This window comes from Pseudomonas sp. Pseusp49 (assembly GCF_059491875.1).
Genome location: NZ_CP168514.1, coordinates 901,513 through 920,187, shown reverse-complemented (window position 1 = coordinate 920,187; position 18,675 = coordinate 901,513). Strand labels below are relative to the sequence as shown.

At 59.2% G+C, this 18,675-nt stretch carries 17 protein-coding genes; 10 read left to right on the top strand and 7 right to left on the bottom strand.

Translation table 11 applies throughout. The features are described 5' to 3' along the window. Positions 1-3: 3 nt before the first annotated feature. Together cyoB and cyoA are read right to left on the bottom strand one after the other, a co-directional pair. Complete coding sequence (gene cyoB, locus ACEN83_RS03990; protein WP_008000699.1) at positions 4-2,034, bottom strand: cytochrome o ubiquinol oxidase subunit I; 2,031 nt, start codon at positions 2,032-2,034, stop codon at positions 4-6. 3 nt (positions 2,035-2,037) lie between these two features. After that, the gene (cyoA, locus tag ACEN83_RS03985) at positions 2,038-2,973 is read right to left on the bottom strand and encodes a ubiquinol oxidase subunit II (protein ID WP_007970370.1); all 936 of its coding nucleotides are present in this window, start codon (positions 2,971-2,973) and stop codon (positions 2,038-2,040) included. A gap of 27 nt (positions 2,974-3,000) precedes the next feature. Between cyoA and ACEN83_RS03980 the strand changes: the two genes are divergently transcribed. Beyond that, positions 3,001-3,261, top strand: coding sequence for a hypothetical protein (locus ACEN83_RS03980; protein ID WP_007970369.1), 261 nt, complete (start codon positions 3,001-3,003; stop codon positions 3,259-3,261). Positions 3,262-3,812: 551 nt separating this feature from the next. Here ACEN83_RS03980 and ACEN83_RS03975 read toward each other — a convergent pair. Together ACEN83_RS03975 and hmpA are read right to left on the bottom strand one after the other, a co-directional pair. Further along, complete coding sequence (locus tag ACEN83_RS03975; RefSeq protein WP_007970367.1) at positions 3,813-4,322, bottom strand: disulfide bond formation protein B; 510 nt, start codon at positions 4,320-4,322, stop codon at positions 3,813-3,815. A 204-nt stretch (positions 4,323-4,526) separates the two neighbouring features. After that, positions 4,527-5,708 (bottom strand): NO-inducible flavohemoprotein, encoded by a 1,182-nt coding sequence (gene hmpA, locus ACEN83_RS03970; RefSeq protein ID WP_495579550.1) that lies wholly within the window; start codon positions 5,706-5,708, stop codon positions 4,527-4,529. Positions 5,709-5,864: 156 nt separating this feature from the next. Between hmpA and norR the strand changes: the two genes are divergently transcribed. From norR to ACEN83_RS03940, 6 genes are all read left to right on the top strand, one after another. After that, positions 5,865-7,415 (top strand): nitric oxide reductase transcriptional regulator NorR, encoded by a 1,551-nt coding sequence (norR, locus tag ACEN83_RS03965; protein WP_495579549.1) that lies wholly within the window; start codon positions 5,865-5,867, stop codon positions 7,413-7,415. 270 nt (positions 7,416-7,685) lie between these two features. Continuing rightward, positions 7,686-8,588: a chemotaxis protein CheV gene (locus ACEN83_RS03960; protein WP_007970363.1), complete on the top strand. Its 903-nt coding sequence runs from the start codon at positions 7,686-7,688 to the stop codon at positions 8,586-8,588. Positions 8,589-8,591: 3 nt separating this feature from the next. Further along, positions 8,592-9,074 (top strand): GNAT family N-acetyltransferase, encoded by a 483-nt coding sequence (locus tag ACEN83_RS03955; protein WP_007970362.1) that lies wholly within the window; start codon positions 8,592-8,594, stop codon positions 9,072-9,074. Positions 9,075-9,175: 101 nt separating this feature from the next. Beyond that, complete coding sequence (locus tag ACEN83_RS03950; protein ID WP_495579548.1) at positions 9,176-9,502, top strand: hypothetical protein; 327 nt, start codon at positions 9,176-9,178, stop codon at positions 9,500-9,502. Between the two features lie 83 nt (positions 9,503-9,585). Further along, the gene (locus tag ACEN83_RS03945; RefSeq protein WP_495579547.1) at positions 9,586-10,335 is read left to right on the top strand and encodes a YkgJ family cysteine cluster protein; all 750 of its coding nucleotides are present in this window, start codon (positions 9,586-9,588) and stop codon (positions 10,333-10,335) included. A gap of 256 nt (positions 10,336-10,591) precedes the next feature. Beyond that, positions 10,592-11,554, top strand: a complete 963-nt coding sequence (locus tag ACEN83_RS03940; protein WP_495580838.1) for an IS110 family RNA-guided transposase — start codon at positions 10,592-10,594, stop codon at positions 11,552-11,554. A gap of 111 nt (positions 11,555-11,665) precedes the next feature. Here the strand turns inward: ACEN83_RS03940 and ACEN83_RS03935 are convergent, their stop codons facing one another. Continuing rightward, the gene (locus ACEN83_RS03935; protein ID WP_495579546.1) at positions 11,666-11,923 is read right to left on the bottom strand and encodes a hypothetical protein; all 258 of its coding nucleotides are present in this window, start codon (positions 11,921-11,923) and stop codon (positions 11,666-11,668) included. Between the two features lie 213 nt (positions 11,924-12,136). Here ACEN83_RS03935 and ACEN83_RS03930 point away from each other — a divergent pair, with 213 nt between their 5' ends. Then, a complete protein-coding gene (locus tag ACEN83_RS03930) occupies positions 12,137-13,111 on the top strand; it encodes a 2-hydroxyacid dehydrogenase (RefSeq protein ID WP_007970359.1) in 975 nt (324 codons plus the stop codon). Positions 13,112-13,289: 178 nt separating this feature from the next. Further along, a complete protein-coding gene (locus ACEN83_RS03925; RefSeq protein ID WP_495579545.1) occupies positions 13,290-13,799 on the top strand; it encodes a DUF2165 family protein in 510 nt (169 codons plus the stop codon). A gap of 23 nt (positions 13,800-13,822) precedes the next feature. Here the strand turns inward: ACEN83_RS03925 and ACEN83_RS03920 are convergent, their stop codons facing one another. Then, positions 13,823-14,725, bottom strand: coding sequence for a DMT family transporter (locus tag ACEN83_RS03920; RefSeq protein WP_495579544.1), 903 nt, complete (start codon positions 14,723-14,725; stop codon positions 13,823-13,825). Between the two features lie 151 nt (positions 14,726-14,876). Between ACEN83_RS03920 and ACEN83_RS03915 the strand changes: the two genes are divergently transcribed. Beyond that, on the top strand, positions 14,877-15,752 hold the full coding sequence (locus tag ACEN83_RS03915; RefSeq protein ID WP_116581010.1) for a helix-turn-helix domain-containing protein: 876 nt from the start codon (positions 14,877-14,879) through the stop codon (positions 15,750-15,752). A 364-nt stretch (positions 15,753-16,116) separates the two neighbouring features. On the opposite strand, the gene ACEN83_RS03910 is transcribed toward ACEN83_RS03915, so the two are convergent. Next, positions 16,117-18,546 carry a TonB-dependent siderophore receptor gene (locus ACEN83_RS03910; RefSeq protein WP_495579543.1) on the bottom strand — a complete coding sequence of 810 codons (2,430 nt, stop codon included), beginning with the start codon at positions 18,544-18,546 and terminating at the stop codon, positions 16,117-16,119. Positions 18,547-18,675 lie beyond the last annotated feature (129 nt).

The window sequence follows — 18,675 nt, the reverse complement described above, 5'->3', positions numbered from 1 at the left end:
GGTTTAAGCCTGTTCCAACGAGGTTTCAACACGGGTGGCGGTGGCCGGGATTTTCCCTGCCGCAACCAGACGCTTGTGCTGCTCGGCTTCGATGCGCTCGATCACGTCGACCGGCACCATATAGCCTTGATCATCACGGGCCGCGTGGATCGCGAAGTAGATCACGGTGCCAGCCAGGCTCGCGATCGCCAGCCACCAGATGTGCCAGATCATCGCGAAACCGAACACGGTCAACAGCGCGCCCATCACCACACCGGTCGCGGTGTTGTTTGGCATGTGGATCGGCTCGTACTTGGCCGGAACCTTGTACGCGGTGCCGTTTTCCTTGGCTTCGGTGAACGGGTCGACAACGTCGGCTTTAGGCAGCACAGCGAAGTTGTAGAACGGAGGTGGCGACGAGGTCGACCATTCCAGGGTGTGTGCATTCCACGGGTCGCCGTGTTCGCACATGTTTTCCGGCTTGTTGCGGTCACGCACGCTGACGTACAGCTGGATCAGCTGGCAAGCGATACCCACGGCGATCATCACCGCACCGAACATGGCGACGTACAGGTACGGCACCCACTCAGGATTGGTGGTGGCGTTCAGACGACGGGTCATGCCCATGAAGCCCAGTGCATAGAGCGGCATGAACGCGACGAAGAAGCCCGAGATCCAGAACCAGAATGCAGCCTTGCCCCAGCCTTCGTGCAGCTTGAAGCCGAACGCTTTAGGGAAGTAGAAGCCGAAACCGGCGATGTAACCGAATACCGCACCGCCGATGATCACGTTGTGGAAGTGCGCGATCACGAACAGGCTGTTGTGCAGAACGAAGTCGGCACCCGGGATGGCCAGCAGTACGCCGGTCATGCCGCCGATGGCGAAGGTCACCATGAAGCCCAGGGTCCACAGCACCTGGCTGGTGAAACGCAGACGGCCCTGGTAGATGGTGAACAGCCAGTTGAACAGTTTCACACCCGTCGGGATGGAAATCAGCATCGTCGCCAGACCGAAGAAGGCGTTGACGCTGGCACCCGACCCCATGGTGAAGAAGTGGTGCAGCCAAACCATGAAGCCCAGGATCGAGATTGCGCCCGATGCGTAGATCATCGAGTGGTGGCCGAACAGTTTCTTGCCGGTGAAGGTCGAGATGACTTCGGAGAAGATACCGAACGCCGGCAGGATCAGGATGTACACCTCAGGGTGACCCCAGGCCCAGAACAGGTTCACGTACATCATCGGATTGCCACCAAGTTCGTTGGTGAAAATGTGGAAATCCATGTAACGGTCGAGGGTCAGCAGTGCCAGGGTAGCGGTCAGGATCGGGAACGAAGCCACGATCAGGACGTTGGCCCAGGTGCAGGTCCAGGTGAAGATCGGCATGTCCATCAGCTTCATGCCAGGGGTACGCATTTTCAGCACGGTAGCGAGGAAGTTAACCCCCGTCAGCGTTGTCCCCAAACCGGATAGCTGTAGCGCCCAGATGTAGTAGTCCATCCCCACGCCAGGGCTGTATTGCAGGCCCGACAGCGGCGGATAGGCAACCCAGCCGGTCTTGGCGAATTCGCCGACGCCCAGGGACAGGTTGATCAGCACCACGCCGGAAACCAGCAGCCAGAAGCTCAGGGAGTTCAGGAACGGGAAGGCAACGTCACGCGCGCCGATCTGCAGCGGCACTGCAAGGTTCATCAGGCCGGTGAAGAATGGCATCGCCATGAAGATGATCATGATCACACCGTGAGCGGTGAAGATCTGGTCATAGTGTTCAGGTGGCAGGTAGCCAGGCGAACCCTCGGTGGCCATGGCCAGTTGGGTACGCATCATGATGGCGTCGGCAAAGCCGCGCAGCAGCATGACCATGGCGACGATGATGTACATCACGCCGATTTTCTTGTGGTCGACCGACGTCAGCCACTCGGTCCACAGGTAGGTCCACTTCTTGAAGTAGGTGATTGCAGCGAACAACGCCAGACCACCGAGCGCGATCATGGAGATGGTCACCATGACGATCGGCTCGTGGAACGGGATCGCTTCCCAACTTAATTTACCAAACATCGTTTACTCCTCTGCCCCGGCAGCTGAATGCGAGTTCATGTCCGTAGCGGCCACTTCTTTCTCTTTCTTCTCGTGGTGCACCTTAGGCCCTGGTTTCATGCCTTCGTACTTGTCGACGATGGTCTGGAACAGGTTCGGTGTCACCGAGGAGTAGAGCTCGACTGGGTTGTTCTGGCTTGGCTTGGCAAGGGCTGCGTATTCAGCTTGTTCAAGCTGTTTAGGTGCCTTTTTGACTTCACTTACCCAGGCGTCGAAATCTTCCTGGGAAGTTGCGATCGCTTTGAATTTCATGCCGGTGAAACCAGCGCCGCTGTAGTTGGCGGAGATACCGTCCATTTCAGCGTTTTCGTTGGCGATCAGGTGCAGCTTGGTCTGCATGCCCGCCATCGCGTAGATCTGGCCACCCAGCGCAGGGATGAAGAACGAGTTCATCACGGCGTCAGAGGTAATGCGGAAGTTGATCGGGGTGTGCGCCGGGAACACGATCTTGTTGACCGTGGCGATGCCTTGTTCCGGGTAGATGAACAGCCACTTCCAGTCCAGCGCGACCACTTCGATGGTCACCGGCTTCACGTCCGATTCCAACGGCTTGTACGGGTCCAGAGCGTGGGTCGACTTGTAGGTGACGTAACCCAGGGCAATGATGATCAGCACTGGAACGGCCCACACCGCGATCTCGATCTTGGTGGAGTGGTTCCATTTCGGGGTGTAGGTGGCGTTGGTGTTGGACGCGCGGTATTTCCAGGCGAACAGGAAGGTCATGACGATGACCGGAATCACGACCAACAGCATCAGCAGCGTTGCGGTGATGATCAGGTTTCGCTCGTCCAGACCGACCTGGCCCTTGGGATTGAGCAAGGTCATGTTGCAGCCTGACAGCAGCAACGTGCCGATCAGCGGCAATAAGCCTAGTAGTCTGGGGTACCTGTTTTTACTCATCTCACGACCTCTAAAGCAGCTTGCGCAATGCAGTTGGGTTTTGATCGCCAACACTTCACCCTGCCAAGGGTTGGCATTTTTCTTGGATTGAATAAGGGCATGCCCGTCGTGCGTCAGACGCTGTACGACAAATCCCGGGCCTGCGGTGAGTTCTTATTCGAATTCGTGGTCAAAGGCCTTGTTACAGACCAATTCCATTTGGTGCGGGTAGTTGGAGGCTCCGACACCTGGGCATCGCATGAAGCCACCAGACCTCTCGACACCCTGTTCCTGCTCACACCTGGTTAAGATTTGAGCAGCGTCGGGAATTCAGTGCGGGCGATTGTAGATATGTAGCGTTTTATAAACCATGTCTCATCCCGAAATAATTTTTATCCGAACCGGCAACAATCATTCACCAATTTCGCAAAAGTGGCGCATCTTATCGAAATTGATTCTCAACAAAAACACCAAAATAAGTAGGTCTTCCACCCACAGTTCAGACAGTATCGGGTGCCTCCCTGCTGCCCTTGATCCTGCCAGAGGCCCGATATGACGGGGACTGCGGCCATTCGCCAGGCCCTGTTAAAACTGCCTGTTCGGGTTCGGAACGGGAAAAAACGGGAGCCGGCAAAACAGCCCAATTTAGTTACGATTCCATGTGCCAATCCGGCTTCCATGAACGCCCTGCGACACTGACTCTGTGACAACATGTCGCACATGTGTCGCACCCTTGGCTGCCCCACATCACGGTCTTTTTACCAGGCCTCCGGAATGCGCCCCCCAACACAAAAAAAGCCCCGCTCCTCTGTGCAAGGAACGGGGCTTTTTTGTCCGACAATGTGCGGCGGCAGATGACCTCAGCGCAGCGCTTTGCGGTTACGCGACGTCAACAGCGGCACCAGCACCACGATCAGTACGAACGCCACCAGCGCCCACTGCGCCAGCGACAAACCGAGGATCGGCGGGTATGGCGTGGAGCAGAAACCATCGACCTGGAAACCCAGCGGGAAGATCTTCGCCAGCGGCAAGTCATCGACAATCGGTTGCAGCACATCGATGCCGCAGCTGACCGCCGGGTAGAACTGCGTATAGACGTGATGCCCGGCAACGCCTGCGCCGGCCAGCGCGCAGATCACCACCAGGGTTTCGAACACCGTGATGCTGCGACGGTTGCGCATGGCCGCGCCGATGAAGGCGAAGATCGCGATCAGCAGCAACGCATAACGTTGCAGGATGCACAGCGGGCAAGGCGCCTCACCCAGGACAATTTGCATGTACAGCGCGCCGCCGATCAACGCCAGGCAAATGATGCCCAACAACACCAGGTAGCGCCGTTCACGCCCCAACCGCATGGATTCATCGCTCATCGCGTTTCCCTTCAAGATTCGAGTGCCCGCCAGTCTACACGCTGGCCCGGACCTTTGAGAGTCTGGAGCATGTCCGGGGGATTCGGGGAGGAATAGACGACAAAGCGGTTAAGGAGGGATTAACTTTTAAAAGATCGCAGCCTCCGGCAGCTCCTACATCGGAATGGATTGCATCCTGTAGGAGCTGCCGAAGGCTGCGATCTTTTACTCCAGCGCCGCTGCCGGCCCGAAGAACTCATAGCGGCTTTGCTTCTCCGGCACACCCAGTGCCTTGAGATGGCGCTTGATGGACGCCATGAAACCTTTCGGCCCCAGGAAGTAAACATCCAGGTCACGCTGCTCCGGCAGCCACGCATTCAACTGCTGCTGGCTCAACAAACCGACCTTGTGCGCCGCCGGGCTCACGCCGTCGTCCTCGGAATAGCAGTAGAAACGCTTGAGTTGCGGGTGACGTTCGGCCAGGCCATCGATCCAGTCGCGGAAAGCATGCACACTGCCGTTGCGCGCGCAGTGGATGAAATGCACCGGCCGCTGGGTCTCCAGCGCCGCTTCGAGCATCGCCAGGGTCGGGGTGATGCCGACACCGCCACTGATCAGCACCAGCGGTTTGTCGCTGGCGGTCAGGGTGAACTCGCCCGATGGCGGGAACAACTGGATGCTGTCGCCGACATGCATCTGGTCATGCAGGTAGTTGGACGCGCGACCACCGGCTTCACGCTTGACGCTGATGCGGTACTGGCCTTTGTTTGCCCGCGCCGACAGCGAGTAGTTGCGACGGATCTCTTCACCGTCGAGGATCAGTTTCATGCCGATGTACTGGCCGGGCTCTGCCTCGAGGATCGGGCCTTTGTCCGCCGGTTCGAAGTAGAACGACGTGATCTCGGCGCTCTCCTGGACCTTGTCCACCACGATGAACTCCCGCGCCCCGCGCCAGCCGCCGTGGGCCTGTTCTTTTTGGTCGTAAACGCTGGCTTCGGCGCCGATCAGGATGTCCGCCAGTTGACCGTAGGCCGCGCCCCAGGCCGCGATCACTTCCGGGGTGGCGATCTCTTCGCCCAACACTTCGGCGATGGCCCGCAGCAGGCAGCTGCCGACAATCGGATAGTGCTCAGGCAGGATCTGCAGGGCCACGTGCTTGTTGATGATCTTGGCCACCAGGTCGCCCAACTGGTCGAGCTGGTCGATATGGCGCGCGTACATCAATACGCCGTTGGCCAAGGCACGCGGCTGGTCACCGCTGGCCTGGTGGGCCTGGTTGAACAGCGGGCGGACTTGCGGGTATTCGGAGAGCATCATGCGATAGAAGTGCGTGATCAGCGCCTCGCCACCGCTTTCGAGCAACGGTACGGTGGATTTGACGATGGCACGGTCTTGAGCGCTCAGCATAAGGTGACTCCTGGTCTTCTTGGGTTGCTAACGGATTGCCCTATGCGTATCAGCTTTCATGCCAACTATTTAATCGTTAAAAATCAATACGTTAATAACTTAATAGTCATTTCGACACTGCCTGTTTTATAGTCATACCGACTACATGGAGTCACTATGACTGCAAAACCACTGCTCACCGCCTTGCTGCCCCTGGTCTCCGACCTGTCCCGCGAACTGCCCGAGGGCGAGCGTTATCGCCGCCTGCTGGAAGCCATGCGCGCCCTGCTCCCGTGCGATGCCGCCGCCCTGCTGCGCCTCGATGGCGAATGGCTGGTGCCACTGGCCGTCGACGGCTTGAGCACCGACACCCTCGGTCGGCGCTTCAAGGTCAGTGAGCACCCGCGCTTCGCAGCGCTGCTCAGTGGCTCCGGCCCGACCCGTTTCGCTGCCGACAGTGACTTGCCCGACCCCTATGACGGTCTGGTCGATGGCCTGGATGATCATCTGGAAGTCCACGACTGCATGGGTTGCCCCTTGTTCATCGACGAGCGCCCCTGGGGTCTGCTGACCCTCGACGCCCTCGATCCGGAGCGCTTCGAACCGATCGAACTGGATGCCCTGCAAGCCTTCGCCAGCCTCGCGGCCGCCACGGTCAACGCCGCCGAACGCATCGAGCGGTTGAACAACCGGGTCGAAGATGAGCATCAGCGCGCCGAGGTCTACCGCCAGGCCAGCGGCCAGCAGAACCGCGAGATGATTGGCCAGAGCAAGGCCCACAAGCGTCTGGTGGAAGAAATCAGCCTGGTCGGCGGCAGCGACCTGACCGTGCTGATCACCGGCGAAACCGGGGTCGGCAAGGAGTTGGTGGCCCAGGCCATCCATGCCGCCTCGCCCCGCGCCGACAAGCCGATCATCAGCCTCAACTGTGCCGCGTTGCCCGATACCTTGGTGGAAAGCGAGTTGTTCGGCCATGTCCGCGGCGCCTTTACCGGGGCGATGAATGACCGCCGTGGCAAGTTCGAACTGGCCAATGGCGGCACGCTGTTTCTCGATGAAGTCGGTGAGTTGTCGCTGACCGTGCAGGCCAAGCTGTTGCGCGTGTTGCAGAGCGGTCAGCTGCAGCGACTGGGCTCGGACCAGGAGCATCAGGTCGACGTGCGCCTGATCGCGGCGACCAACCGCGACCTCGCCGAGGAAGTGCGCAGCGGTCGTTACCGTGCCGACTTCTACCATCGCCTCAGTGTTTACCCACTGCTGGTGCCGGCCCTGCGCGATCGCGGGCGCGATGTGCTGCTGCTCAGCGGTTACTTCCTCGAGCAGAACCGTTCGCGCATGGGCCTCAACAGCCTACGCCTGAACAGCGACGCCCAGGCCGCACTATTGGCCTACGACTGGCCCGGCAACGTGCGCGAGCTTGAACATTTGATCGGCCGTAGCGCCTTGAAAGCCCTGGGCAATTGCAAGGAACGGCCGAAGATTCTCAGCCTGAGCGCCGCCGACCTCGACTTGCCCAACGCCAGCGTTGAAACCGCTGCCGAGCAACCAGTCGCCACCGTCATCCAAGCGCCGACCGGCGATTTGCGTGAGGCCACCGAGCGTTATCAGCGTCAAATGATCGGTGCCTGCCTGGAACGGCACAACAACAACTGGGCAAGCGCGGCCCGTGAGCTAGGCTTGGATCGGGCGAACCTTGGGCGAATGGCCAAGCGGTTGGGGATGAAATAGTGTTTTTCAGTGTCGAGTGAAATCTTGTGGCGAGGGGGCTTGCCCCCGTTGGGTCGCGAAGCGGCCCCAGCTTTCCACCAATCAAACCGAGTCGCTGGATTTACGACCGCTGCGCGACCGAACGGGGGCAAGCCCCCTCGCCACAATGGTCCTGTGTTTGGTCCCAGATAGGTATTCCCCCTAAAGACTGCCCCCGACAAGTCGATAACCCGGCATCGAAGTCATGGCGATCCCGGGATTGCCCGTCACCTTTTTCCAGAGAAGGTTCATATGTCCTCCACCAAAGCCCGCGCAGACTCACTTTCGCTTCTGCTGTTTACCCTGCGCAGCGGCAAGCTGATGGCGATCAACCTGCTCAAGGTCAGTGAGATCATTCCCTGCCCGCCGCTGACCCGGTTGCCGGAGTCACACCCCCACGTCAAAGGCATCGCCACCCTGCGCGGCGCATCCCTGTCGGTGATCGACCTCAGCCGCGCCATTGGCGAGCGCCCACTGGAAGACCCGAACGGCGGCTGCCTGATCGTCACGGATGTCAGCCGTTCAAAGCAGGGCCTGCACGTGCAGGCCGTGAGCAAGATCGTCCATTGCCTGACCACCGACATCCGCCCGCCGCCCTTCGGCTCCGGTGGTTTGCGCGCCTACATCACTGGCGTGACGTCGGTCGATGGCACCCTGGTACAGGTACTGGACATCGAAAAAGTCATCCACGGCATCGCCCCGGCACAAATCGAAATGGCGCCGACCGAACTGAGCATGGAAGACGCCGAACTGCTTGGCAATGCGCGCATCCTGGTGGTCGACGACAGCCAGGTCGCCCTGCAGCAATCGGTGCACACCTTGCGTAACCTTGGCCTGCAATGCCATACGGCCCGCAGCGCCAAGGAAGCCATCGACTGCCTGCTGGATCTGCAAGGCACCGCGCAGCAGATCAACCTGATCGTCTCGGACATCGAAATGTCCGAGATGGACGGCTACGCCTTCACCCGCACCCTGCGGGAAACCCCGGACTTCGCGCATCTTTATGTCTTGCTGCACACCTCGCTGGACAGTGCGATGAACGCCGAGAAAGCACGACTGGCGGGGGCGAACGCGGTGCTGACCAAGTTCTCTTCGCCGGAATTGACCCAGTGCCTGATCACTGCAGCCAAGGCTGTCGCCGAACAGGGATATTGAGCCTTGGCCGAGGACTTTTGCTGGCTGATGCGGCGCGACCTCACTGAAGTCGTGCCGTCACCCGATTGGCCAGCCGGCCTGCAACTGAGCGAATACCATCCCGAAATCGGCGCAGCCGTGCACCGGTTGATGGAATTCGGTTACCTCGAAGGTGGCGGTCGCGTGGCAGCGCTGGACATGTGGCAATGGCAGTTCGAGAACGACCCGGAGTATGACCCGGCGCTGTGCTTCATCGCCCGGGATGCCGAAGGCATTGTCGGCGTGTGCCAGTGCTGGACCAGCGCCTACATCAAGAACCTGGTGGTGCATCCACGGTTTCAGGGCCGAGGATTGGGACGTGCCTTGTTGTTGCAGGCGTTCAAGGTGTTCCAGCAACGTCGCGAAGGATTTGTGGACTTGAAGGTGCTGGAAGACAACCACCGGGCGCGGCGATTGTATGAAAGTGTCGGGATGCGTGCCGTTCGCCGGGAGCCGGTTCCAGACTGATACGCCGCAATCGCGAGCAGGCTCGCGATGAGGCCCACATAATCTGCGCCAAATCTTCAGGCATACTCACCTTTCGGTCACAGCCCAAGGACGCCTGAACCATGAAAGCAGCAACACTGACTTTTCTCTGCCTCACTGCCCTCGCCTCTCAGGCCCACGCCTCCAGCCCCGACGCCTGGGCCGCCTACGACAAGGCCGTACTCGCCAGTTGCACCAAGGCCAGCGGCCTGACGAACAGTAAACCGGTCGGCAACGCCGCACAGTTCGATGACCGGGTTGGCTATACCGCGCTCCTGCTCCAGGGTCAGTACCCGCAAAAGCACATGAAAGGCGCACAAGGCACCGAGCTGTGCCTCTACAACAAAAAGAGCAAGACCGCGTACGTCACCGAATGGGACTCCATCCGCACTGCCGCCAAGGCCAATTGAGTGGCGCATAACTTGCTTCGACAGCGACCTCTGCGGTGGCATTCTGTCGCCGTTTCGTGCCCTGTGATGCGAATGAACGCTCAATGAATACAAAGTTTTCCTGCGTAGGCTGCGGTAAATGCTGCAACGACCACCATGTGAGCCTGACCCTGAGCGAAACCCGGATGTGGGCCGCAGACGGCGGTCAGGTGATCGTGCTGGTTGAAGCGTTTCTGGACAACGGCCTGGGTCTGCCTATGCAACAACGGGAACACGCCGAACGCCGATCGGCAGTGGTGCGCAGCGGCGAATCCGAGGCGTACGTAGCCATCACCTTCGCCGCCTACAATGTCGGCCCCTGCCGGAATCTTGACGAAGACAACCTCTGCCGCATCTACGAACGCCGGCCGCTGGTGTGCCGTATCTATCCGATGGAAATCAACCCTCACATACCGCTCAACACCGCGGTGAAGGAATGCCCGCCCGAGTCGTGGAAAAATGGACCGGACCTGATTGTCGGTGGTGAGTTGGTCGACCGGGAGCTATCGGAACTGATCCAGCGCTCCCGTCAGGCCGATCGTGATGACATTCTGATGAAGGATGCGATTTGCGCCTTGCTGGGCATTCGCACGACGGCCCTGAAGGGCGACGGGTTCACCGCTTATCTGCCGGATATGGCGGAGCTTTCTGCGATCATTGACGAGCTGGCGGGGCAAACGTTGCCGGAGTGGGGCAGTGAATGGCAGTTTCATGTGTCGGGCGATGAAATCGCCGGGCAAGTGCTGGCCGCAGGTGCACAAGTGGCGATGGATGCGCCGGCAAATTACTCGTTTATTTCGTTGCGGGCGGATTGATCCGAGACTTGATGTGCTTGTACCGGCCCCTTCGCGAGCAGGCTCGCTTGTATGGTAGGACTTGAAGGGAGGAGGAGGGACAAGGCTCGATTCTGACTGTTGACGCAGTACAGACCGTGGGAGATATCGCCCCTCCTCCTTTCACCCAAGCGCCGATAAAGAATGCATCTGGCTAGACCGACGATAGGAACAAGCCTGCGCCTCTGGGTGAGCCCTTCAAGTGCTCAAACCTTATCCCGGAGGAAATCCTGTGGCAATGCCGGTCTCTCTATCAAAACCGATCGTGGGTGTGGATGTCGCCAAGAATGAACTGGTGATTTATCAGTCTGATGGTGATTTTCTTGAAGAGATTGCCAACACCAAAACATCCATCAAGCAGTGGCTGAAGGCGTTGTCGGGGACGGTGGCTATTGCCATTGAGGCGACCAACATCTACCACCTGGACTTCGCTGATCTGGCCTATGAGGCCGGTTGCACGATTTACATGGTGGGAGGCTATGAACTCAAACATTATCGCGAAGGCGTGAAAATCCGCGCCAAAACCGACGCGCTGGATGCCAAGCTACTGGCTCGTTACCTGAAGAACGAAGCCGAGGAGTTGCGTCCTTGGACCCCGCCCTCACCGCTGTACCGCCAGCTCCTGAGCCTTTTCCGCCGTCGCGCAGCCTTGGTCCAGGCCAGGGTCGGCCTGGTGCAGAGCTGGTCGAATGAGCCGCTGCTCAAGGCGGCTTTTGCCGAGCAAGTGAAGTCCATGCAGCAGCTTGAGACGCTGATCGAAAAGACGATCAACGATCAGCTCAAAGAAGCCGGTTTGCTCGGTCAATTGAAGCGCTGCCTGAAAGTTGAGGGTATTGGTTTTTTGACTGGGGCCCGCTTGATAACCGCATTTCAGCGAGGGGATTTTAGAAACGCGGATGCATTTATCGCCTTCCTGGGCATGGATTTACGGGTGGCGAAATCAGGACAGAAAGACGCTCGCCGCAGTTTGACCAAGCGCGGTGACCCCGAGGCCCGCCGACTTCTGCACAATGCAGCGATGTCGGCTAGCCGTACGAAAGCCTGGAAAGGGTATTACGAAGAACAAAGAACTCGGGGGTTCAGCACCACTCAGGCGTTGGTGATGCTGGCTCGCAAGCTTGCTCGGGTGGTATTCGCCTTGCTGAAAGGGCAAAGCGAATATCAACCAAAAAGCCAGTTGAGGGCTTTCCCTCAACCATAGAATCTCCCACAAGGGATCTTCAGTGAACATAAAATTTGTGCACGACATAGATCCACTGTGGGAGCGAGCCTGCTCGCGATGAGGCCAGGTCAAGCACCTCAGGGTGAAGGCCTAGCGCTTGCCCATCGACCGACGAGTCCCCGGCGGTGCCATGCCCGGCGTCTTGGTGTGGCCGTTCTTGGCGCCGTTCTTGTACCAAGGCTGGTTCGAGCCTTTGGCTGCCGTCAGTTCGCCCGGCTTGAACGGGAACTTGAATGCCGGGATTTCGGCTTTGGTTTCGCTGTCCGCGCTGGAGTCGACGCTGTCTGGCAGCTCTGCCTGCACGTCGCTCTGGGCGTCGGCGACCGGCGGTTGTTTCGGGGAAGTCATGAAAGCTCCGGGTGATGCGTGAAATGTCGGGCCCGGTGAGTGAGCCGCATGCCGCAGTATAAGAAGTACGGCAGTATAACGGAACGGCAGCGACAAGCTTCAATCGACAAGCTTCAAGTTAAAAACCATGAGGGCGGCTTTTAGACTTGCAGCTTGCCGCGTGAAACTTGTAGCTTGCTAAGCATTCTTCACCGCCCGACGAGCCCGCCTCTCATGAAAAAGACTGTCCTGGCCTTCAGCCGCGTCACTCCGGCAATGGTCGAACGCCTGCAACAGGATTTCGATGTCATCGTACCGAATCCGAAAAACGGCGATATCAACGCCCAGTTCAACGAAGCCCTGCCCCATGCCCACGGCCTGATCGGCGTTGGTCGCAAACTCGGCCGCGCCCAATTGGAAAACGCCGCCAGGCTGGAAGTGGTGTCCAGCGTCTCGGTGGGCTACGACAACTATGACCTGGCCTACTTCAACGAACGCGGGATCATGCTGACCAACACGCCGGACGTGCTCACCGAAAGCACCGCCGACCTGGCGTTCGCGCTATTGATGAGCAGCGCGCGCCGCGTCGCCGAACTGGATGCCTGGACCAAGGCCGGGCAATGGCAGGCCACTGTCGGTGCGCAGCTATTCGGTTGCGATGTGCATGGCAAGACCCTGGGCATCGTCGGCATGGGCAACATCGGTGCCGCTATCGCCCGACGCGGTCGACTGGGATTCAACATGCCGATCATCTATAGCGGTAACAGTCGCAAGACCGCGCTGGAACAGGAACTCGGAGCACAGTACCGCAGCCTTGATCAATTGCTGGCCGAAGCTGATTTCGTCTGCCTGGTGGTGCCGCTCAGCGAGAAAACCAGACACTTGATCAGCCATCGTGAACTGGCGCTGATGAAGCCGAGCGCCATACTGGTGAACATCGCCCGTGGCCCGGTGGTGGATGAACCGGCGCTGATCGAAGCGCTGCAAAACAAGCGCATTCGTGGAGCCGGGCTGGACGTCTACGAAAAAGAACCGCTGGCCGAGTCGCCGCTGTTCCAACTGAACAATGCCGTGACCTTGCCGCACATCGGCTCGGCCACCCATGAGACCCGCGATGCCATGGCCAACCGTGCCTTGGCCAACTTGCGCAGCGCCCTGTTGGGCGAGCGCCCGCAGGATCTGGTCAACCCGCAAGTCTGGAAGGGTTGAACCAAACGGGCAGGCGTTACAAGCGCCTGCCCGCTTAACTAATAACGCACACTCAATTAACTAAACAACTTTCCGAATACACACTCTGCAACTCAGTCAGCAGCCAAACAACAAAACCTCGAGATAGACTCTCCTTGTTTACCCTGACACTACGGGATCAACAACGGAGATCACCAACTTGAACCCACTCACAACCAGTCACGTCATTCGACTCAGCAAAGTCTTACTGACGCTGTTTATCAGTATCTTCGGACTACTGATGCTGTATAACAATTTCACCGACTACTCGACCAACTATGAATACATCAGCCACATCCTGAGCATGGACACTACCAATGATCAAAGCAAATACAGACACAGGGCTATTACTTCCACCCTGCTTCACCACCGCATTTACTGGCTGATCATCACACTGGAAGTGGTCTACACCCTAAGCTGTCTGCTCGGAACCTATTATCTTTACAAAAACATCAACGCCAGCCAAGAACAGTTTCACGAAGCTAAAAAACCTGCACTCATCGGATTACTGATTGCCATCTTTCTTTATTACATCGGCTTTCAAACAATCGGCACCGAATGGTTCAATATGGATGAGTCGAAAACCTGGAACTACAATGACAGGGCTGGGCACATTGTTGATTTCATCTTTCCGTTATTGATATACATCGCGATAAAAATCGAGCACTGAATTACTCAGCACTCGATTCGCCCTCAGGCCAGCTTGCCGCTTCCCAATACCTGCGGCACTTTCGGTTTGCGAAACACCAGTACGTTCCCCGACATCACCAACACCAGCCCCAATAACGCCGGTACTGTCCATTGATAGCCCTCGGCAAACGCCGACACGTTGAGCGCCACCACCGGAAACAGCACGGTGCAGTACGCCGCCCGTTCAGGCCCCATACGGCCGACCAGTGTGAGATAGGCGGTGAAACCGATCACCGACCCGGGAATCACCAGGTACAACAGTGAGCCGATGTAACGCGCGCTCATTTCAATATCGAAGGGAATGCCTTTGACCAGGCACCACACCGAGAGCATCGCCGCCCCGTAGGCCATGCCCCAGGCATTGGTGGTCAGCGGCTTGAGACCGGCCTTCTGTTGCAGGCTTGAGAGCATGTTGCCCGCCGAGAAACACAAGGTGCCGCACAAGGCCAGACCAAGGCCGAGCAAGGTTTCCGGGCTGGCGGTATGCCCGGCCAGCTCCGGCCAGAACAGCAAGCCCAGCCCAAGCAGACCCAGCGCACCGCCCATCAGCACGTTGCGGGCGATTCTTTGACCGAAGAACACTCGCGCGTTGAGGGCATTCCATAGGGTGGCAGTGGAAAACACGACGGCCACCAGACCGCTGGGGATCCACTGGCTCGCGGTGAGGAAGCACATGAAGTTGACGCAGAACAGGCACAGGCCCTGAGCCAGGCAAATCAAGTGCCCGCGACGGTTCATCACTTGCAGGCGCCGACTGAGCAACAGGATCACGAACAGCACCAGCGCGGCGAGGCCGAAGCGATAGACAATCGACACGGGAATCGCCACCACGCCCAGTTGCCATTTCAAGGCAATCCAGGTGGTGCCCCAGATCAGCACGGTCAGCAGGTACAAAGAAAGGTTCATGGCAAAGGCTCCTCGATAGGCGCCCAGTGTCCGGCGTCACGCCTTGGGGTACTTGCATAAACTTGCGCTTTTGTCTGGCGACAGGCTGGCAGGCGCACGTCTACGGAGTAGGATGCAGGGCGTTGGATGCTGGTGTTAGAGAGCAACGATCATGGCTGCACTGGATACCCTACAAGTCTTTCAAGCCCTCAACAGCTCGCCGAATGCTCGTCTGGAGCACAGCGCCGAGCTGGGTGACGGCATGTCTGCCGCCTTGTGGAGCAATCACCACGACGCCCGGGAATACGAGGCGCCCAGCCACCACACGTTGTCCTGTTACATAGCTGGCGGCACCGGCACCTTCCGTCGCGGTCAGCCCGGCAACAAGGGCGGCCCGGACAAACTGTGCATCCTGCCGGCCGACCACCAGTCAGGCTGGGTGATCAACGGCGACATCCGTCTGGCACACCTGTACTTCAGCCCCGAACAATTTGCCCTCGGCTGCGTCACCCTGCTTGATCGCGAGCCACGGGAAATGCAGCTGCACGAGCAGACCTTTCTCGATGACCCGCAGCAGGCGCTGCGCTTTCGGCAGTTGATCCGCTTGAACTGGGACGAGCCGGGCGAGCGCCTGCTGACCAGCAGCCTGGCCCACGAACTGCTCAGCCATGCCCTGCTCAGCCAGGTCAACGCCCGGCAAGGCCTGCGCCTCAAAGGTGGATTGGCCGCACATCAGCGCCGGCATCTGGTGGAGTACATCGACAGCCATCTGGACCAGGCCATCAGCCTGGGTCAATTGGCGGCTTTGTGCGCGTTGTCGGAGTACCACTTCGCGCGGATGTTCCGCGAGAGCTTCGGTTTGCCGCCCCACCAGTACCTGCTGGCGCGGCGCCTGAACCGGGCGCGGGAATTGCTGCGCACGACCTCGCAGCCACTGGGGGAGATTGCGCTGGCTTGCGGCTTCTCCAGTGCCAGCCATTTCACCAATCGCTTTCGCCAGGCATTGGGCGCAACACCCGGCGAGTATCGACAGGCGTTTTTGCGCTAGAGCATTGCAATCCCTCTGGCTGCGATCGTTCAACCCGCCACAGATCCCCTGTAGGAGCTGCCGCAGGCTGCGATCTTTACCTGCCACAGCAAGATCAAAAGATCGCAGCCTTCGGCAGCTCCTACATTAGAACACCAGCTGCGATCTTTTAACCCTCCACAGATCTCCTGTAAGAGCTGCCGCAGGCTGCGATCTTTATCTGCCACAGCAAGATCAAAAGATCGCAGCCTTCGGCAGCTCCTACATTAAAACTCCAGCTGCGATCTTTTAACCCTCCACAGATCGCCTGTAGGAGCTGCCGCAGGCTGCGATCTTTACCTGCCACAGCAAGATCAAAGGATCGCAGCCTTCGGCAGCTCCTGCATTAGAACTCCAGGGTGCTGGACAGCGTCACCTGCCGCGAATCGCCCATGGACACAAATAACCGGCTCGCCGCCGAGGTGTAGTAGGTGCGGTCGAACAGGTTCTTCACGTTGAGCTGGAACTTGACCCTCTGCCCGTCGACCTGGGTGTCGTAGGTGGCGAACGCATCGGCCACGGTGTAGCTCGGCAGGTCGAAATCGTTCACCGCGTTGCCCGCGCGCTCCCCCACATAACGCGCCCCGGCGCCGACCCGCAGCTGATCACCGCCAATGACGGTGCCGAAGTCATAGACCGCCGACAACGAGCCGCTGTTCTTCGCCACATTTTGCAGTTGATTACCCTTGTAAACCGGGTCTTCGGTGACTTCGGCATCGGTGTAGGCGTAGCTGCCGATCATGCTCCAGCGATCGGTGAGCTGACCGCTCAAGTCCACTTCCAGGCCACGGGAACGAACTTCGCCGGCGGCGCTGTAGATCGTGGTCGGGCCTTCGGCATTGGCCACCAGCACATTGCGTTTCTTGATGTCGAACAGCGCGATGTTGCCGGTGACGCGGCCCGGCAGATCAAGCTTGGCCCCCAACTCCCACGACTTGGCTTCTTCCGGCGCGATGCCGCCGTCAAGCACGGTACTGCTGCCGCTCAACGGCGCGATGGTCGAGTTGGGTTTGAACGATTCGGTGTAACTGCCGTAGAACGACAAGGCATCGGTGTACTTGTACACCAGGCCCGCGCGCGGCACCCATTTCTGCCCGTTGCCGTCGGTGTTGGCGTGGAACGGCACGCCTTTGCCGGCGTACTGGTCGTACATCTGGAAACGCGCGCCGGCCACCAGAATCCATTGCTCGTTGAGGTGGATGGAATCCTGCAGGAAGGCCGAATCGCTGCGCAGCTCATCGGTCTGCGCGCTGTCGGCCGGGCTGACAGTGGTGCCCGGCACTTCCTGGCCATAGATCGGGTTCACGTAGCTGAAGTTGGTACGGCTTTTCTGGCGGATCAGGTCTTCGCGATAGATCTTGCGGTATTCGTCGTCGATGCCGAACAGCAGGTCGTGCTGCAGGCCGAGCACATTCACGTTGCCTTCGAGGCTGGCGGTGGTGAATCGGTCGGTGCTGATCGCGTTCTGCGTGCCGTCCATGCTGCGGGTCAGGGTGCCCTTTTTAGTGTCGATGGCGGTCACGCGCACCTGGCTGGCGTCGTAGGTTTCGCGGTTCCAGCTGTAGCCGAAATGGGCTTTCCAGTTGTCGTTGAGTTCGTGATCGGCCTCGAAGTGATAGAGGTCCGAACGCCCTTCCATGTTGTTGAACGGCTCGTCGAGACGCTCGTTGCGCGAGATGTCCAGCGGGTGGTTGGTCCGTGGGTCGATCAGCGTGCCACGGTCGAACGGCGTGAGGAATTCGCGGTGCTCATAGGCGAACAACAGCTGGGTGCTTTCGCCGTACCAGGCCACCGACGGCGCAATCAGGCTTTCGCGATGCACGCCGAAGTTGCGCCAGTAATCTTCGTCTTCGTAGTCCAGCACCATGCGGTAGGCCAGCCCGGAATCGCCGAGGGCGCCGGTGCTGTCGAGAGTACCGCCGCTGCCGTTCTTGCCGTCGCCATAGCTCGAACCGCGCGCGGTCAGTGCGTTGAATTGCTCAAGTTCGGGCTTCTTGCTGACCATGTTGACCACACCGCCCGGATCCTGGATGCCATAGAGCAACGAAGCCGGGCCCTTGAGCACTTCGACCCGGTCCACACTGGCGTTGAGGCCACGGCCCTGCACGATCGGCATGCCGTCGCGCATGATCGAGCCGTTACGGTTGTCGCCAAAACCGCGGACCATCACCGAGTCCTGGGTGCTGCCCAGGGTATTGGCCTGAGTGATGCCGCTGACGTTGGCCAGGGCGTCATCGAGATTGCGCGGTGCCTGATCGCGGATCACCTGGGCCGGGACGACATTGATAGTCTGCGGGATGTCCTGAATCGGGGCCGAAGAGCGCATCACCGAAGAGGTCGGTGGCGGCTGGTAGCTCATGGACTCATCCAGCACCGAGGTGATAGTGGTCGCGCCCAGTGTCAACGCACCTTCAGTCGGTCGCGGTTCCAGCGCCATGGTATGGCCGTCGGTGCGGCGGAACGTCAATCCCGAGCCGGTGAGCAGACGTTGCAGGGCCTGTTCGGCGCTCATCTGGCCATTGACCGCCGGCGCATTGAGGCCGTACGGCGCTTCATCGGTGTAGACGACGCTGATACCGGTTACCCGGCTGAAATCGCTCAGGGCCTGGGGCAGCGGTTTGGCGGCCAGCGAGAAACTGAACTGCGCACGCGACTGACTGCTGCCCGTCTCTGCGGCCAGTGCCAGGCCCAGCGGCAACAACGCCGATGCCGAAAAGCTCAATGCAGACACACCCAACCATTGTTTGACCGAACCCGATTTTGCCCTGGACTTCATGACTCATGACCTGTGTAGAACCGCAACGGATGCGAATGACTCGCAGTTTCAGTCAATACACGGATGGCGATCGGGTTTACCTCACAACAATTTGAAAATATTTTTACTCAGGGTGATGCAGTGTTTGAA

Coding starts and splice junctions, on each gene's coding strand:
- ACEN83_RS03910 (WP_495579543.1), bottom strand. CDS start 18,546: ATGAAGTCCAGGGCAAAATCGGGTTCGGTCAAACAATGGTTGGGTGTG.
- ACEN83_RS03935 (WP_495579546.1), bottom strand. CDS start 11,923: ATGACTTCCCCGAAACAACCGCCGGTCGCCGACGCCCAGAGCGACGTG.
- hmpA (WP_495579550.1), bottom strand. CDS start 5,708: ATGCTGAGCGCTCAAGACCGTGCCATCGTCAAATCCACCGTACCGTTG.
- cyoA (WP_007970370.1), bottom strand. CDS start 2,973: ATGAGTAAAAACAGGTACCCCAGACTACTAGGCTTATTGCCGCTGATC.
- ACEN83_RS03980 (WP_007970369.1), top strand. CDS start 3,001: ATGCAGTTGGGTTTTGATCGCCAACACTTCACCCTGCCAAGGGTTGGC.
- norR (WP_495579549.1), top strand. CDS start 5,865: ATGACTGCAAAACCACTGCTCACCGCCTTGCTGCCCCTGGTCTCCGAC.
- ACEN83_RS03930 (WP_007970359.1), top strand. CDS start 12,137: ATGAAAAAGACTGTCCTGGCCTTCAGCCGCGTCACTCCGGCAATGGTC.
- ACEN83_RS03915 (WP_116581010.1), top strand. CDS start 14,877: ATGGCTGCACTGGATACCCTACAAGTCTTTCAAGCCCTCAACAGCTCG.
- ACEN83_RS03920 (WP_495579544.1), bottom strand. CDS start 14,725: ATGAACCTTTCTTTGTACCTGCTGACCGTGCTGATCTGGGGCACCACC.
- ACEN83_RS03975 (WP_007970367.1), bottom strand. CDS start 4,322: ATGAGCGATGAATCCATGCGGTTGGGGCGTGAACGGCGCTACCTGGTG.
- ACEN83_RS03950 (WP_495579548.1), top strand. CDS start 9,176: ATGAAAGCAGCAACACTGACTTTTCTCTGCCTCACTGCCCTCGCCTCT.
- cyoB (WP_008000699.1), bottom strand. CDS start 2,034: ATGTTTGGTAAATTAAGTTGGGAAGCGATCCCGTTCCACGAGCCGATC.
- ACEN83_RS03945 (WP_495579547.1), top strand. CDS start 9,586: ATGAATACAAAGTTTTCCTGCGTAGGCTGCGGTAAATGCTGCAACGAC.
- ACEN83_RS03940 (WP_495580838.1), top strand. CDS start 10,592: ATGCCGGTCTCTCTATCAAAACCGATCGTGGGTGTGGATGTCGCCAAG.
- ACEN83_RS03960 (WP_007970363.1), top strand. CDS start 7,686: ATGTCCTCCACCAAAGCCCGCGCAGACTCACTTTCGCTTCTGCTGTTT.